5 protein-coding genes are annotated in these 17,989 nt (G+C 72.8%); 3 read left to right on the top strand and 2 right to left on the bottom strand.

The annotated features are described in order from the left end of the window. Nucleotides 1–111: 111 nt before the first annotated feature. On the top strand, nucleotides 112–11,970 hold the full coding sequence (locus tag ACTWPP_RS37085) for an SDR family NAD(P)-dependent oxidoreductase (protein WP_443109100.1): 11,859 nt from the start codon (nucleotides 112–114) through the stop codon (nucleotides 11,968–11,970). Between the two features lie 37 nt (nucleotides 11,971–12,007). Here the strand turns inward: ACTWPP_RS37085 and ACTWPP_RS37080 are convergent, their stop codons facing one another. Further along, nucleotides 12,008–12,589 carry a TetR/AcrR family transcriptional regulator gene (locus ACTWPP_RS37080; RefSeq protein ID WP_443109099.1) on the bottom strand — a complete coding sequence of 194 codons (582 nt, stop codon included), beginning with the start codon at nucleotides 12,587–12,589 and terminating at the stop codon, nucleotides 12,008–12,010. A 389-nt stretch (nucleotides 12,590–12,978) separates the two neighbouring features. Here ACTWPP_RS37080 and groL point away from each other — a divergent pair, with 389 nt between their 5' ends. Beyond that, nucleotides 12,979–14,610 (top strand): chaperonin GroEL, encoded by a 1,632-nt coding sequence (gene groL / locus ACTWPP_RS37075; protein WP_443109098.1) that lies wholly within the window; start codon nucleotides 12,979–12,981, stop codon nucleotides 14,608–14,610. A gap of 188 nt (nucleotides 14,611–14,798) precedes the next feature. Here groL and ACTWPP_RS37070 read toward each other — a convergent pair whose 3' ends face one another. Continuing rightward, nucleotides 14,799–16,283 carry an MDR family MFS transporter gene (locus ACTWPP_RS37070; protein ID WP_443109097.1) on the bottom strand — a complete coding sequence of 495 codons (1,485 nt, stop codon included), beginning with the start codon at nucleotides 16,281–16,283 and terminating at the stop codon, nucleotides 14,799–14,801. Nucleotides 16,284–16,698: 415 nt separating this feature from the next. Here ACTWPP_RS37070 and ACTWPP_RS37065 point away from each other — a divergent pair, with 415 nt between their 5' ends. Continuing rightward, nucleotides 16,699–17,973 carry a nucleotide disphospho-sugar-binding domain-containing protein gene (locus ACTWPP_RS37065; RefSeq protein ID WP_443109096.1) on the top strand — a complete coding sequence of 425 codons (1,275 nt, stop codon included), beginning with the start codon at nucleotides 16,699–16,701 and terminating at the stop codon, nucleotides 17,971–17,973. Nucleotides 17,974–17,989 lie beyond the last annotated feature (16 nt).

The following is a 17,989-nucleotide window of genomic DNA, read 5'->3' as shown; positions in this document are numbered from 1 at the left end:
CAGGCCAAGTCCCCGGTAAGCAGCGGGTGCGATCATTTCTTTTCGTGTCCTGTGTCGCGGGCACGAGCGATCGCAATTCTTCACACTGAGCCATCACAAGGGGGAGGTCCGATGAGCCCCGACTCGGCCGAGCTCGGTCCGGCGGCGAACGAGGAGCGGCTGCGCGACTACCTGAAGCGGACGACGGCCAGTCTCCGCCAGACCCGCCGGCGTCTTCAGGAGGCCGAGGACCGCGAGCACGAACCGATCGCGGTGGTGGCCATGGCCTGCCGGTTCCCCGGCGGCGTGGCCTCTCCGGAGGATCTGTGGGACCTTCTGGTGACCGAGAAGGACACCGTCACGGGCGTCCCGGCCGACCGCGGCTGGGACATCGACGACATCTACGACCCCGATCCCGATGCTCCGGGCAAGAGCTACACCCGTGAAGGCTCGTTCCTTTCCGACGCCGCCCGGTTCGACGCCGAGTTCTTCGGGATCAGCCCCCGCGAGGCGCTGGCGATGGACCCCCAGCAGCGCCAGATCCTCGAGGTCGCGTGGGAGACGTTCGAGCGGGCGGGGCTTCCCCCCTCGTCTCTGCGCGGCAGCCGCACCGGCGTGGTCATCGGCAGTGTCGGCCAGACCTACAACATGAGCCTGCTGCCGACGAAGGAGCAGGTCGAGGGCTACATCCTGACCGGCACGCAGGCCAGCATCATGTCCGGCCGCATCGCCTACGCCTACGGGCTGGAGGGCCCGGCGCTCACGGTGGACACCGCCTGCTCGTCGTCGATGGTGGCGCTCCACCTGGCGATCAAGGCGTTGCGCAACGGCGAGTGCGAACGGGCGCTGACGGGCGGCGTCACCATCATGGCCACGTCCGCGTGGTTCACCGAGTTCAGCCGGCAGCGGGGCCTGGCGCCGGACGGGCGGAGCAAGCCGTTCGCCGCGTCCGCCGACGGCATCGGCTGGGGAGAGGGCGTCGGTCTCCTGTTGTTGCGGCGGTTGTCGGACGCGCTGCACGACGGTGACCGGATCCTCGCCGTGCTGCGCGGGTCGGCGGTCAACTCCGACGGCGCCAGCAACGGCCTGACCGCGCCCAACGGCCCATCGCAGCGGCGCGTCATCGAACAGGCGCTGGCCGATGCCCGGCTGTCCCCCGCCGACATCGACGCGGTCGAGGCGCACGGCACCGGCACCACGCTGGGCGACCCGATCGAGGCGCACGCGCTCCTCGCCACCTACGGGCAGGACCGGCCCGCGGACCGGCCTTTGTGGCTGGGCTCGGTGAAGTCCAACCTCAACCATCCGCAGGGTGCCGCGGGTGTCGCCGGTGTCATCAAGATGACGCTGGCCCTCCGTCACGGGCTGCTCCCCCGGACCCTGCACGTCGATGCCCCGACACCCCACGTGAACTGGGACCAGGGGAACGTGGAACTGCTCACGTCCGCGCGTGCGTGGCCCGAGACCGGTCGCCTCCGCCGCGCGGCCGTCTCGTCGTTCGGAGTCGGCGGCACGAACGCGCACGTCATCCTGGAGGCCGCGCCGCCTCGTCCGGAGACGTCGCCGGAGGACCCGGACGATCCGCGGGACGCCGGGCGACCGGTCATCTCGGCGGGCGCGCTGCCGTGGCTGGTCTCCGCCAGAACCGAGGCCGCCCTGCGCGGCCAGGCACGGCGGCTGCTGGACTTCGCCATGGACCGTCCGTCAGTCGAGCCCTTCGACATCGGCCACGCACTGGCGCATGAACGCGACCACCACGAGCACCGCGCGGCCATCGTCGCCGACACGCGCGAAGCGGTCCTGGAAGGTCTGCGTGCTCTGGCGGACGGCGAACCCGGAACAAACGTCGTCCAGGGCCGGGGCACCGCCGCCAGGACCGTGTTCGTGTTCCCCGGTCAGGGCTCCCAGTGGGAACGGATGGCCGTCGACCTGCTGGAGACCTCCGACGTCTTCCGCGAACACCTGCACGCTTGCGCCGACGCGCTCGCGCCCTACACCGACTGGTCGGTGATCGACGTTCTGCGGGGCGCGCCGGGCGCCCCGCCGCTGGACGCGGTGGACGTGGTGCAGCCCGCGCTGTTCGCGGTCATGGTGTCCCTCGCCCGGGTGTGGCAGGCGGCGGGCGTCCGCCCGGACGCGGTGGTCGGCCACTCCCAGGGCGAGATCGCGGCCGCCCACATCGCCGGGGCACTGACGCTCGACGACGCCGCCAGGATCGTCGCCCTCCGCAGCAAGGCCCTGCTCGATCTGGCCGGAACCGGCGGCATGGCCTCGGTGCCGCTGCCGGTGGCCGAGGTCGAGGCGCTGCTGAACGAGGCGCCCATGCGGAACCTGAGCATCGCCGCGGTCAACGCGCCGGGCTCCACCGTGGTCGCGGGCGCTGCCGAGGAACTGCGGGAACTCGTCGACTCCTGTCAGGAGCACCGCGTACCGGCCCGCATCATCCCGGTGGACTACGCGTCGCACACGCCGCACGTCGAGCCGATCCGGGAACGGCTCGCTACCGACCTGGCCGGGATCGCTCCGCGACCGGCCGACATCCCCTTCTACTCCACCGTCACCGCCGCCCCGATCGACACCGAGACGCTCGACACCACCTACTGGTACACCAACCTGCGGAGTCCGGTCAGGTTCGAGGAGACCACCCGTGCGCTGCTCGCCGACGGCCACACCCTCTTCATCGAGGTCAGCCCGCATCCGGTGCTCACCGTCCCGATCCTGGAGTCCATCGAGGACGGCGGCGTCGCGGCGCACGCGCACGGCACGCTCCGCCGCGACCACGGCGCCCGGACGCGGCTCCTCACCTCGCTGGCCGAAGCCCATGTCAACGGCGCGTCGCCGGACTGGGCTCGGATCGTGCCGGGCCGCGCGGCGACGCCCCTGGACCTGCCGACCTACGCGTTCGCCGGGGAACGGTACTGGCCAGACGCCGTCGAGACCGCCGGGGACGTCCGCTCGGCGGGCCTGGGTTCGGCCGGCCACCCGCTGCTGGCCGCCGAGACGATGCTGGCCGACGGCGCCGGCCATCTGTTCTCCGGGCGGCTCTCGCTGAAGACCCACGGCTGGCTCGCCGACCACGCCGTGCACGGCGCGGTGATCGTCCCAGCCACCGCGTTCGCCGAACTCGCCCTCCACGCCGCCCACCGCGTCGGCTGCGCCGAGGTGGAGGAGCTGACGCTGCAGGCGCCGCTGCCCCTGCCGGACCGGGACGCCGTGCGGATTCAGGTGATCGTCGGGGTGGCCGGGCCGGACGGCGAGCGACCCATCGGCATCCACTCCCGGGTGGAGGGCGACGCCCCGGACTCCGATGAGACCCCGTGGACGACCCACGCGACCGGGATCCTGAGTCCGCGGCCGTCGCCCGCGGACGAGCCCGTCGAGTCTTGGCCGCCCGCGGGCGCGACACCTCTGGACACGGCTGAGGTCTATCCGCGCCTCGGTGACATCGGTCTCGCCTACGGCCCCGCGTTCCGGGGGCTGCGCGCCGCATGGCGGCGCGGCGACGACCTCTACGCCGAGGTCGAGCTTCCCGACGACATCGATACCGAAGGCTTCGCGCTGCACCCGGCGTTGTTCGACGCCGCGCTGCACGTCACCGCGCTGGCGGGCGACGACCACGACGGCCGGACCCGGCTGCCGTTCGCGTGGCGCGGCGTGTCGGTCAACGCCGTCGGCGCCGCCTTCGTCCGCGTCCGGCTCCGCCTGGCCGGACCCGACACCGTGGGTCTGTCGCTCATGGACGCCACCGGGGCCCCGGTGGGGTCGGTCGATGCCCTCACCGTCCGGCCGCTCACCGCCACGCAGACCTCCGGTACCAGTGCAGTACGGCGCGACTCCCTCTACCGCGTCTTCTGGCGGCCCGTGGACCTGGGCGGCGAGACCGCCGAACAGGCGGACTGGGCCGTTCTCGGCGCCCTCCCCGATCACCTCCGCGAGTGGATCGGAGGGGATCTCCGGTCCTTCGACGACCTGGGGTCCTTGCGCGCGCAGATCGACGCGGGCGCGGCCGCCCCGGCGACGGTCCTGGCCTACGCCACCTCCCCCGACGGGGACCCCGCCGAAGGCGCCCGCGCGGCGACGCACTGGACGCATCGCCTCGTCCAGCAGTGGCTCACCGACGACCGGCTCGAAAGCAGCCGCCTCGTCGTCCTGACCGAACGGGCGGTCGCCGTCCGCGCCGGGGAACACGTCCCCGGCCTGGCCGCCGCGCCGGTGTGGGGATTCCTGCGGGTGGCCCAGCTGGAGCATCCGGGCCGGTTCCACCTCGTGGACCTCGACGGCCGCGAAAGTTCCCTCCGGGGGCTCCGAGGAGCCCTCGCCTGCGGGGAACCGCAACTCGCGCTCCGGGACGGCGAGGCGCACGCGGCCCGGCTTGCCCACGCCGACACCGACGGCCTGCTGGCGCCGCCCCCAGACGCCACCGCCTGGCGGCTGGCCACCACCGAACCGGGCACGGTCGAGAACCTCGTACTGGAGCCCTGCGCCGCCGGAGACCGCCCGCTGGGGAGCGGGGAAGTGCGGGTCGCGGTCCGGGCCGCCGGAGCCAACTTCCGCGACGTGCTCCTCACGCTCGGTCTGTACCCGGGCGAGGCCTTCCTCGGCAGCGAGGCCGCCGGGGTCGTCGTCGAGACCGGCCCGGACGTCGCCGGCCTCGCGCCCGGCGACGCGGTCATGGGCCTGTTCCCCGAGGGGGCCATCGGGCCGGTCGCGGTCGCCGACCGCCGGGCGCTGACGCGGGTGCCGCCCGGATGGACGTTCGTCCAGGCCGCGACGGCACCTGTCGCGTTCCTCACCGCCTACTACGCCCTGCACGACCTGGCCGAGATGCGACCGGGGCAACGGCTGCTCGTGCACGCGGCGACCGGCGGCGTCGGCATGGCCGCCGTCCAGCTGGCGCGGCACTGGGGCGCGGAGGTGTACGTCACCGCAAGCACCCCCAAGTGGGACACGCTGCACACGATGGGCTTCGACGACGCGCACATCGCGGACTCGCGGACGCTCGCGTTCGAGGAGAAGTTCCTCGCGGCCACCGACGGAGCCGGGATGGACATGGTCTTGGACTCCCTCGCCGACGAGTTCGTGGACGCGTCGCTGCGCCTTCTCCCCCGAGGCGGACGCTTCCTGGAGATGGGCAAGGCCGACGTGCGCGACCCGGAAGAGGTCGCGGAGCGGCACCCCGGCGTCGTCTACCGCGCCTTCGAGACGGTCGAGGCGGGGCCCGACCACGTACAGCGAATGCTGGCGGACCTGGACGAACTCTTCGAGGAAGGTGCGTTGCGCCCCCTCCCGGTGACGGCCTTCGACGCGCGTCAGGCACCGCAGGCGTTCCGGCTCATGAGCCAGGCCCGGCACACCGGCAAGCTCGTCTTCACCATTCCGCGGGGGCTCGCCGAGGACGGCACGGTCTTGGTGACCGGCGGCACCGGCACCCTCGGCGCCGCCGTCGCCCGGCACCTGGTCACCGAGCACGGCGTCCGGCATCTGCTGCTGGTCAGCCGACGCGGCCCCGAGGCCGAGGGCGCCGCCGAGCTCCAAGGCGAGCTGGCGGAACTCGGCGCCAAGGCCACCGTGCGCGCCTGCGACGTGTCCGACCGGGACGACCTGCGCCGTCTCCTCGACGCGCTCCCGCCGGAACACCCCCTCACCGCCGTCGTGCACTCGGCCGGCGTCACCGACGACGCCGCCCTCACCGCGCTGGAGGCCGGGCAGCTCGACCCCGTCCTGCGGCCGAAGGCCGACGCGGCGTGGAATCTCCACGACCTCACCAAGGACCGCGACCTCAGCGCATTCGTGCTGTTCTCCTCGCTCGCCGGCACCCTCGGCAACCCCGGGCAGGCCAACTACGCGGCGGGCAACACCTTCCTGGACGCGCTGGCCGTGCACCGGCACACGCTCGGCCTCCCCGCGGTCTCGCTCGCCTGGGGGCTCTGGCAGCAGGCCAGCGGGATCACCGCCGACCTGTTCGAGAGGAAACGCCACGCCGTCGCACACGACGTGCTCACCACCATGTCCGACGCGGAGGCGCTCGCTCTCTTCGACGTCGGGCTCGACGGCGGACGGCCCGACCTGGTCCCCGCCGGTCTCGACCTCACCGCGATCCGGGCGGCGGCCGAAGTGCGCCCGGCCCCGGCCGTCCTGCGCGGCTTCCTGCGCCCGTCCCGCCGGCAGGCGGGCGGACGAACGGGGCGTCAGGGCTCTCTCCAGCGGGAGCTCGCCGGACGCTCCGAAGCCGAACAGCGGGCCTTCCTGCTGGACCTCGTCCGAGGCGACGCCGGCGTGGTGCTGGGCCACCCCGCACCCGAAACGATCGACCCCCACAGGCCCTTCCAGGAGATCGGTTTCGACTCCCTCACCGCTGTGGAACTCCGCAACCGGCTCAACACCGCGACCGGGCTACGCCTCCCCGCGACTCTGATCTTCGATCACCCCAACGCGGCCGCGCTGGCGGAGTACCTGCGTGAACAGCTGGGCGGTCAGGCCAGGAACGCCCACCTCCGCGCGCGGACGGGCGGCGGCGCCGACGACCCGGCCGTGATCGTCGCGATGGCGTGCCGCTTCCCCGGCGGCGTCCGAACCCCGGAGGACCTCTGGGACGTCGCCGACCTCGGCCGTGAGACCCTGTCGGGCTTCCCGGACGACCGCGGCTGGGACCTGGACGGCCTCTTCGACCCCGATCCCGATCACCGCGGAACGTCCTACGTCGACCGGGGCGGATTCCTCGATGAGGCCGGGCACTTCGACGCCGAGTTCTTCGGCATGAGCCCCCGTGAGGCGCTGGGCACCGATCCGCAGCAGCGCGTGCTTCTCGAAACCGCCTGGGAGGTCCTCGAACGGGCCGGACTTCCACCCGAGTCGCTGCGCAACAGCCGTACCGGCGTCTTCGCCGGCATGACCGCCTACGGCTACCCCGGCGGGCCGTCGCGCACCTCGGAGGCGGTGGAGGGATACCTGCTGACCGGTGCGGCGAGCAGCGTCGCGTCCGGCCGCATCGCCTACGCCCTCGGTTTGGAGGGTCCCGCGATCACCGTGGACACCGCGTGCTCCTCGTCGCTTGTGTCCCTGCACCTCGCGGTGCAGGCGCTCCGCAACGGCGACTGCGACCTGGCACTCGCCGGTGGCGTCACCGTGATGCCCACCCCGAGCGTCTTCGTCGGGTTCAGCCGCCAGCGCGGTCTCGCTCCGGACGGCCGGTGCAAACCGTTCGACGCCGCCGCCGACGGCACGGTCTTCTCCGAAGGCGTCGGGTTGTTGCTGGTGGAGCGGTTGTCGGACGCGCAGCGCAACGGCCACCAGGTCCTGGCCGTGGTGCGGGGCACGGCCGTCAACTCCGACGGCACCAGCAACGGACTCACCGCCCCCAACGGCCCCTCCCAGCAACGCGTCATCCAGCAGGCCCTCACCGACGCCGGACTCAACCCCGACGACATCGACGCCGTCGAGGCACACGGCACCGGCACCGCCCTCGGCGACCCCATCGAAGCCCAGGCCCTCATCGCCGCCTACGGCCGTGACCGCCCCGCCGACCGCCCCCTGTGGATCGGCTCGATCAAGTCCAACATCGGCCACACCCAGCAGGCGGCGGGCGTGGCGAGCCTGATCAAGATGGTGCAGGCCATGCGGCACGGGCTGTTGCCTCGGACGCTGCACGTCGACGAGCCGACCCCGCACGTCGAGTGGGACGGCGGCGTCGCGGTGCTGACCCGGACCGTGCCGTGGCCCGACACCGGCCGGCAGAGGCGCGCCGGTGTCTCGGCCTTCGGCATCAGCGGCACCAACGCGCACATCGTCCTGGAGCAGCCGCCCGCCACCGGTCCGACCCCGGCGCCCGATCCGCGCACCGGCGCACCGGCGATCCTGGCGCCGGACCGGCCCGCCGGCGACGGCACCCCCGCCCTCTCCTGGCTGCTTTCGGGCAGGTCCGAGGCTGCGCTGCGGGAGCAGGCCGCGCGGCTCGCGGAACGCGTCGGGGCGGACGGCCCCGACCCCGGCGACGTGGCTTGGGCGCTCGCCACGACGCGATCGACGTTCGACCACCGCGCCGTCGTCATCGGCAGTGACAGCGAAGGTCTCCGCGCGGGCCTGGCGGCCATCGCCCGAGGCGAGCCGCATCCGGCGGTGATTCGGGGCGTGGCCCCCACCATCCCCGGCAGGACCGTCCTGGTGTTCCCGGGGCAGGGCTCGCAGTGGGAAGGCATGGCGCTCGACCTGCTGGAACGCTCTCCCGTGTTCGCCGAGCACCTGCACGCCTGCGCCGAGGCACTCGACCGGCACACCGGCTGGTCCCTCCTCGACGTGCTGCACGGCGCCCCGGACTCCCCGTCGCTGGACCGGGTCGACGTGGTGCAGCCCGCGCTGTTCGCCGTCATGACGTCGCTGTCGGAACTCTGGAAGTCCGCGGGCGTCGTCCCGGACGCCGTGGCCGGTCACTCCCAGGGGGAGATCGCCGCCGCCTACGCGGCGGGGGCGCTGTCGCTCGACGACGCCGCTCTGGTGGTGGCGCTCCGCAGCAGGATCCTGACCAGGCTGGCCGGGACGGGGGCGATGGCCTCGGTGCCGCTGCCCGCCGACGAGGTCGCCGCGCGCCTGGCCGAGGCGTCCACCGCTGCCGGGGGCTCCGCCGACGTGCATCTCTCGGCGATCAACGGGCCGGACAGTTCCGTCGTCGCGGGCGGCGCCGGCGCCGTCCGGGAGTTCGTGGCGCGGTGCGATGCCGACGCCGTCCGCGCCCGGATGATCCCGGTCGACTACGCCTCCCACACCCCGCACATCGAGCCGCTCCGCGAGGAGTTGCTGGAAGCCCTCTCCCCCCTCCGTCCTCGCGCGGGCGCCGTGCCGTTCTTCTCCTCCGTCACCGGTGAGGTCGCGGACACCGCCGAGCTGGACGCCGAGTACTGGTATCGCAACCTGCGGCACACCGTCCAGTTCGGCAAGGTCACCGATGCGCTGCTCGGCGCCGGCCACCGGCTGTTCGTCGAGGCCGCCCCGCACCCGGTCGTGACGGTGGGCGTGCGGCAGACGCTGGAGCGGGCCGGGGTCCAGGCCGCGGCGATCGGCACGCTGCGGCGGGACGAGGGCGATCCCCGCGCGCTGCTGGCCTCCTTCGCCGAGGCCCACGTCAACGGGGCCACGGTGGACTGGACGAGGGTGCTCGCCCCGGGAACGCGGCGGGTCGAGCTTCCGACCTACGCGTTCCAGCGCGGCCGGTACTGGCTGACACCGTCGGCGGCGACCGGCGACGTGCGGTCGGCCGGGCTGGGCGACACGGGGCATCCCCTGGTGGCGGCGAGCCTGTCGATCGCCGGAGGCGACCGGCACGTCTTCAGCGGCCGCGTCTCGCTGCGGACCCACCCCTGGCTCTCGGATCACCAGGTCAACGACGTCGTGCTGGTGCCGGGAACGGCGTTCGTCGAACTGGCACTGCACGCCGCGCAGCAGGTCGGTTGTGGCGCGGTGGAGGAGCTCACCCTGCTCACCCCGTTGGTGCTGCCCGAGCACGACGGTGTCCGGATACAGGTCATCGTGGAGGCGCCCGAGGCGACCGGCGCGCGCCCCGTCACGGTGCACTCCCGCCCGGACTCCGATGACGAAGCCGCCGAGTGGACCCTGAACGCCACCGGCGCGTTGGCCGCCGTTGAGACGCGGCCTTCGGACGAGTTGACCGCCTGGCCGCCCGCCGGAGCCGAACGGGCCGACGTCGACACCGTCTACGACCGGTTCACCGCCAACGGCCAGGTCTACGGCCCGGTGTTCCAGGGGCTGCGAGCCGCCTGGCGGCACGGCGACGACGCCTACGCCGAGGTCTCCCTGCCAGAGGAGGTCGACGTCGAGGGGTTCAGCGTGCACCCGGCCCTGCTGGACGCCGCCCTGCACGTCCTGATGGCGCGGCGGCCGGACGGCACGTCCGAGGCCACCGAGATCCTGCTGCCGTTCTCCTGGACCGGGCTGACGCTCACCGCCACCGCGGGCCGGACGCTCCGCGCGCGTCTCCGGCGCACCGCCGACGAGGGCCTGACGCTGGACCTGGCCGACGGCGCGGGACGGCGCGTCGGGCGCATCGGATCACTCCGGCTGCGGCCGCTGGACCCGCGGGGCCTGGCGGCGGCCCGGGATCGCGGGGCGATGCTGGCGACCGAGTGGGGTGCGGCGGGACCGGCCGCCGGCCCCGCCCAAGTGCTGGCCTTCGTCGGCGACACCGGTGTCGCCGACGTCCGGTCGGCACAGTACGAGGACCTGGACGCGCTCCGCGCGGCCGTCGCCGAGGGCGCTCCTGCTCCGCAGGCCGTCGTCATGGCCTGCCCTGGCGGATCCGCGCCCGACCCCGCCGCCGCAGCACACGAGGCGACCCGCCGCGCCCTGGCCCTGGCGCAGTGGTGGCTGGCCGACGAGACGTTCGCCGCATCGTCCCTGGTTCTGGTGTCGCGCGGCGCCGTCGCCGCCACGGAGGGGGAGGACGTCACGGACTTGGCGGCGGCGGCCGTCTGGGGCCTGGTGCGCAGCGCGCAATCGGAGAACCCGTTCCGTTTCCAGCTCGTCGACGTCGACGCGGCGGTCACCGAGGACGCGCTCGCGGCCGCCCTGGCGCACGGCGAGCCTCAGACGGCGGTCCGGGGCGGGAGGGTCCTTCTGCCCCGTCTCGCCCGGCGGCCCCCCGCCGATCCGGAACCGGTGGCGGAGGTGTTCGGGCCGGACGGAACGGTGCTGGTCACCGGAGGCACCGGCACGCTGGGCGGTCTCGTCGCCCGGCACCTGGTCACCGTCCACGGCGTCAGGCACCTGCAGCTCGTCAGCCGCGCGGGCCTGGCGGCCGACGGCGCACGGGAACTGGTGGCCGAACTCGCCGGGCTCGGCGCGGCCGTCACCGTCACCGCCTGCGACGCCGCCGACCGCGACGCGCTGGCACGGGTGCTCGACGCGATCGGCGACGAGCACCCCCTGACCGGTGTCGTCCACGCCGCCGGAACGCTGGACGACGCGACGGTGCCCAACCTCACCCCGGACCGGCTGGACGCCGTCCTGCGGCCCAAGGCGGACGCCGCCTGGAACCTGCACGCACTCACCGAGAGGCGGGATCTGACGGCGTTCGTGCTGTTCTCCTCCGCCGCCGGGACCCTCGGCGCCCCCGGCCAGGCCAACTACGCCGCCGCCAACGCGTTCCTCGACGGGCTCGCCGCGCACCGCCGGGCACGCGAGCTGCCCGCCGTGTCGATGACCTGGGGGCCGTGGGAGCAGGCGAGCGCGCTGACGCGCAAGCCGGCGGCGACCGGCCGCGCGCGGGTCACCGCCCGCCGGGGCCTCGTCCAGCTGTCCACGGCCGATGCGCTCTCGCTCTTCGACGCCGCGCTCGGTGCGGGGCGGGCGGCGCCGGTGCTCACCGAACTCGATCTGCGGCACCTGCGCGCGCAGCTCGTCGCGGACGCCCTCCCGCCGGTGCTGCACGGTCTGGTACGGGTGCCGCCGCGCCGGGCGAGCGGCGCGGAGACCGCCATCGCCGAACGGCTCGCCGGACGCGACCGCGGGGAGCAGGAGGCGATGGTGACGGAGCTGATCCGCGGGCAGGTCGCCGCCGTTCTCGGGCACGGGTCACCAGCGGAGCTCGCCGCCGACCGCGCGTTCCAGGATCTGGGCTTCGACTCGCTCACCGCGGTGGAACTGCGCAACGGGTTGGGCAGGTCGACCGGGCTGCGACTGCCGGCCACACTCGTCTTCGACCATCCGACCGTGCGGGCCCTGGCCGAGTATGTGCTGGACCGTCTCGCTCCGCCCGAGCCGTCGCCGGCCGACGCCGCGCTGGCCTGCCTGGACAGGTTGGAGGAGGCGCTGGCGGCGCTTCCGGTGGACTCCGCCCGCGAGCTGGTCGGCCGGCGGCTGCGGCCGCTGCTCGGGACCGCGAACGGGGCGAACGGCATGGCCGGAACGGACGGCGCGGAGATCGAAGGCGCCTCGGCCGATGAACTCATGGACATCATCGACCGGGAGCTCCGGCAGGCGTGAGCCGCGCTCGACCGGCCCGCCGGTTCTCCCGGACGGTTCAGGACCGGTCGAGCGCCCTCGGGCCCAGCACCTGCCGCAGCGCCTCCCCCAGCACCTCGGCGAAGGGCCACGGATCGGCGCTGCTGAGCCAGTGCTGTCCCGCCGCCCGGACGGCCGCCGCGACGGCGGCGGCCAGCACCACCGGGCGCAGTTCGTCGGTGTCATCGCCGAGGCGCTCGGCGATCGCAGCGGCCAGCGGCCCCTCGGCCATCGCGAACGCCTTCAGTGCCTCCCCCTGCAGCGTCGGCGTGGACATGATCATCTTCAGGCCGCCCCGGTCCGGTTCGGGATCGGCGAAGACCTCGATGGTCGCCGCGATGACGGCATTGTCCAGCGACTCCTCGACGGGCCGGTCGCGCAGCGCGCGGCCCAGGCGGCGGGCCTGGTCGGCCTGGAAGGCGCAGATCGCCTCTTCCCGGCTGGAGAAGTAGTTGTTGTATGTGCGCGGCGCGACGCCGGCCGCCTCGGCTATGTCCCGGACCCGGACCAGGGCCAGCCCGTCGGGTCCCTTCTCCAGCGCCAGGCGCAGGGCCGCCTCACTGATCGCCTCGCGTGTGGCCTGCTTGTTACGGGTCCGCATGTCATGGGGTTCTTCGACGGGTTCTTCGACGAACATGCTGGTCGAGGGACTGGTCAGGGCGCGGCCGCCGACTGCCGGTCCCGGCCTCCTTCCTCGTCTCGGGGACTGCCACATCGTTCTGGGCCGTCCCACAGTATTCTCCGCAAGCCGCGGCCGCCCCACCTGCACGTCGTGGACGCGGCTCACGAAACCTCTCCGGCTACGTGCCAAGCACTATATGCGCGATACGCATCTCTCGGCTAGAGTACGGAACTGCGCCTGGCACTCAGAGCATGTGAGTGCCAACCACAGTGGTGTGCCGGACGGCGAGGTCCGGTCCCCCGGACCGTCCGTCGCGGGCGTCGTCCCGGCCCACCGCTCAGGAAAGCAGACTGCAGGGAGGACAACCCATGGCAGCAAAGATGATCTCGTTCGACGAGGAGGCCCGCCGCGGTCTTGAGCGCGGCATGAACCAGCTCGCCGATTCCGTCAAGGTGACCCTTGGTCCCAAGGGCCGCAACGTCGTGCTGGAGAAGAAGTGGGGCGCCCCCACGATCACCAACGACGGTGTGTCGATCGCCAAGGAGATCGAGCTCGAGGACGCGTGGGAGAAGATCGGCGCGGAGCTCGTCAAGGAAGTGGCCAAGAAGACCGACGACGTCGCGGGTGACGGGACCACCACCGCCACCGTGCTGGCCCAGGCGCTGGTGCGCGAGGGCCTGCGGAACGTGGCGGCCGGCGCGAACCCGATGTCGCTGAAGCGGGGCATCGAGGCCGCGGTCGAGCGGGTCAGCGAGGAGCTGTCCAAGCTCGCCAAGAATGTGGAGACCAAGGAGCAGATCGCCTCCACCGCCTCCATTTCCGCCGGCGACCCGCAGATCGGCGAGATGATCGCCGAGGCGATGGACAAGGTCGGCAAGGAAGGCGTCATCACGGTCGAGGAGAGCCAGACCTTCGGTCTGGAGCTCGAGCTGACCGAGGGGATGCGCTTCGACAAGGGCTACATCTCGCACTACTTCGTGACCGACCCCGAGCGGATGGAGGCGGTCCTCGAGGACTTGTACATCCTGATCGTTCAGGGCAAGGTGTCGGCGAACAAGGACCTGCTGCCCGTCCTCGAGGGCGTCATGCAGTCCGGCAAGCCGCTGCTCATCATCGCGGAGGACGTCGAGACCGAGGCGCTCGCCACCCTGCTGGTGAACAAGGTCAAGGGTGTGTTCAAGTCCGTGGCCGTGAAGGCGCCGGGCTTCGGCGACCGCCGCAAGGCCATGCTGGGCGACATCGCCGTCCTCACCGGCGGCCAGGTCATCAGCGAGGACGTCGGCCTGAAGCTGGAGAACACCACCCTCGACATGCTCGGCCGGGCCAAGCGTGTCGTCATCAGCAAGGACGAGACCACGATCGTGGACGGCGCCGGTGACGCCAACGAGATCGCGGGCCGGGTCAACCAGATCCGCACCGAGATCGACAACACCGACTCCGACTACGACCGTGAGAAGCTCCAGGAGCGCCTGGCCAAGCTCGCGGGCGGTGTGGCGGTCATCAAGGCCGGCGCCGCGACCGAGGTGGAGCTCAAGGAGCGCAAGCACCGCATCGAGGACGCCGTCCGCAACGCCAAGGCCGCGGTCGAGGAGGGCATCGTCCCCGGCGGTGGCGTGGCGCTGCTGCAGGCCGGCACCAAGGCGTTCGACAAGCTGGAGCTCGCCGGCGACGAGGCCACCGGGGCCAACATCGTCAAGCGCGCTCTGGAGGAGCCGCTCAAGCAGATCGCCGTCAACGCCGGCCTCGAGGGCGGCGTCGTGGTGGAGCGGGTCCGCAACCTCACCCCGGGTGAGGGACTCGACGCCGCCACCGGCGAGTACATCGACATGTTCGAGGCAGGCATCATCGACCCGGCCAAGGTGACCCGGTCCGCGCTGCAGAACGCCGCGTCCATCGCCGCGCTGTTCCTCACCACCGAGGCCGTCATCGCCGACAAGCCGGAGAAGAACCCGGCCCCCGCAGGGGACCCGACCGGCGGCATGGGCGGAATGGACTTCTGACGCCCCATGGCCTTCCTGATGCGGCCGGCCGTGACGTACGGCGGCGAGGACTGTCTGGTCCAGTCCGCCGGTGACGTGCTCGCCGCCATCGAGAAGTGATGACGACGCCGCCCCGTTCCGTTCGCCTCGCCGGGTTGGAGCGGGGCGGCGCCGTACGCCCAGAGGCGCCGTCACATCACCTTGGGTCCTCACGTGGGGCGCGGGGCGCTCTCGGGCCTCTTCACGGGCCGTCCCCCCCGTACCGCGGTCGGCAGGATGAGCGTCGGCACGATGGCGAGGACGAGGACGAGGACGCTCCACCAGAACGTGTTGTTGTACGCGCGGGCGAGTTCGTCGAGCCCGCCCCCGGCCCCGGAGGAGCCGTGGCCGTGCGCGGTCAGCTGGAACTGCAGCACGACGCTGGTCACCGCGGTGCCCGCCGACAGCCCGACCTGCTGGAAGATCCGCGAGCCGCTCGTCGCGCGGGCGATCTGGTCCGGCGGCAGCCCGATGTACAACGCGGTCGTCATGGACAGCACCATCATGCCGAATCCCACCCCGGTCACGAACATGGCGACCAGGATGACGACGTCGCCGGTGCCGGCGTCGAACTGCGTGAAGAGGCACCGGCCGAACAGGGAGCAGACCAGGCCCGCGAACCCGACCTTGCGCGGGCCGAGCCGGTTGAACACCTTGCCCATCGCGAGCGAGGAGAGCGACGAGCCGAAGCCCGTCGCCACCAGCAGCAGCCCCGCGCTCAGCGCGCTGTCGGAACGGACCTGCTGCAGGAACAGCGGATCCACGAAACCGGCCCCCATGGTGACCCCGGACAGCAACAGAAGGACACTGGACGACGCGAACCCGCGGAACCGGAACAGACGCATCGGCACCAGGGCGTCGTCGTCCGGCCGCGCCGCGTGCACCGCGAACGCGGCGACCAGGGCGGTTCCCACCGCGAGCGGCACGGCGGTCCGGGCGTCGCCGAACCCGGCCTCGGGGGCCCGGGTGAAGCCGTAGACGATGGCCACGAGCCCGGGCACGATGAGCGCCACCCCGAGCACGTCCAGCACAGCGCCGCTGCGCGCCTTGATGTTCGGCATGGTCCGTCCCGCCGCCAGGAACGCCGCCACCCCGATCGGCAGGTTGATGAAGAACATCCACCGCCAGCTGAGGTGGTCGACGATGATCCCGCCGAGCACCGGGCCGAGCGTCGGGCCGACCAGCGCGGGCACCGCCATCAGCGACACCAGCCGCGCGCGGCGTTCGACGCCGCCGATCCGGATGAGCATGACCTGGCCGACCGGCACCATCATGCCGCCGCCGAGCCCCTGCACCACGCGCGCCGTGATCAGCATCCAGATCGAGTTCGACAGGCCGCACAGCAGCGAACCGGCGAGGAACGAGACGAGAGCGAGGTTCCACATCGTCCGGGTACCGAACCGGTCGGCCGCCCATCCGGCGACCGGCATCCCGGCCATCAGCGAGAGCAGGTAGGCGGTCACCACCCACTGCACGGTGGACACCGAGACCGACAACTCGCGCACGAGCCTGTTCAGCGCGATGCTGACCATCGTTCCGTCGAGTTGCATCAGCAGCATGCCGAGCAGCACGACGCCCGCGACCTTCAGCAGTTCCAGTGGGAGACGTTGGTCGTCGCCCGCCACCGGAGAGTCATCCGACCTTGCCTGCGCCATCAGACTTCCTTCGGAGAATGTAGAGATCGCGCGCGACCCGGGACACCGACCGGAGACCGCGCGCGTACCGGCCTTCGACGCGACGGCCGCGCCACCACGGTCGCGGCCCGGACGTTCTCTTACGCACCCCGCCAGGCCCCGGGCGGGGTAGCGGGGCCTGGCGGGGCGGCCTCACCTCGGCGTGACGGACTCGGCGGACGCGACGGTCCGGTCCGCCGGGGCGCCCCCCGTCTCGGTTTCAGGCTGACACAGGGTTGCGCGTCACGCAAGAAGATGTCGATACAGCAGAATTTTGCTGACTCGGCAAGGCTGGCTTCAGTCGGATTTTAGCCGGGCGGGTTTTGCTGGAACCGGTCCGCTGCTGCGGCGGAGCCGACCGCATCCCCGAGCGGAGCCGGCCGCATCCCCGAAAGGCATGCCGTTGCGAATTCTGTTCACCGTGGCCCCCTTCCCGACCACCCTGTTCCACATGGTGCCGTTGGCCTGGGCGTGCCGGGCGGCTGGACACGAAGTACGCGTCGCCGCCCAACCGGAGCTCGCCCCGTCGACCACCGGTATCGGGCTGATCGCGGTCGAGGTCGGCGGCGGCTACGACCTGATGGACGGCATCCTCCGGGCGCGCGGCGGGCGGCGGGTCATCGAGGCCCCGGCCAGGGACTGGAACCGGACCGAGCCGGCGGCGTCCCGGCCGGCGAACGGAGTCCCGCCCGCCGACGAGAAGCGCCGGCTGCGCGACCAGCTGATCAGCCCGCACGTCACGGCGGCCACCAGGGTCGCGTCCGACCTGGTGCGGTTCGCTGAGCGCTGGCGGCCGGACCTCGTGATCACCGATCCGCTGCTGTTCGCCGCTCCCCTGGTGTCGGCGGCCCTGGACGTTCCGTTGCTGCGCCACCTCGTGGGGCCCGACGTCTGGCGGCGGTTCTGCCCATTGCAGGGGCAGGAGGCCGACGGCGACGAGCGCGAACGCTGGCCGGAGAAACTCGTCGACCTGTTCGACCGCTTCGGCGCAGCGGTCCGCGACGACCATCCGGTCGGCGCGGTCGATCCCTGGCCGACCAGCCTCCAACTGCCCGGCGTCGCCGGCCGCATCCCGATCCGCTTCGTCCCGTACAACGGATCCGCGGTCGCCCCGGAGTGGGTGCTCGAACGGCCCGGCAGGCCGCGCGTATGCGTCACCTGGGGTACCACGACCGCGGCGCTCGGCGGCGAGGACACCTTCGTCCTCCCCCGCGTCCTCGACGCCCTGGCCGGGCTCGACATCGAGGTCATCCTGGCGGTGACCACCGCCGAGCGGGAGAAGCTCGACCGGGTCCCCGGCAATGTGCGGATCGCCGACGGGGTGCCGCTCCACCTGCTCATGCCCACCTGCGACGCGATCGTGAACCAGGGCGGCGCGGGCTCGGTCCTGACCGCGGCGGCATGGGGAGTGCCGCAGGTGATCATGCCGCGCACCGCGGACACCCCGATCATCGCCGCCAACGTCGGCGCCGGCGGGGCGGCCATCGCCCTGGACGTCGAGGACGCGGCCTTGGAGGCCATCGGCACGGCGGTGACCAGGACGCTCACCGACGACGCGGTCCAGGCCGCCGCACGGAAGCTGCGCAAGGAGATCGCCGAGACCCCGTCGCCCGCCGCCGTGGTGGGCGCGCTGGAGGACCTGGTCGCCCGGCACTCCGGTGCCCGGGTGTGAACACGGAGCCGCCGGA

The organism is Actinomadura sp. 3N407 (assembly GCF_052245875.1).
Lineage (GTDB): Bacteria > Actinomycetota > Actinomycetes > Streptosporangiales > Streptosporangiaceae > Spirillospora.
This window is presented reverse-complemented; position numbering and strand designations above follow the sequence as displayed.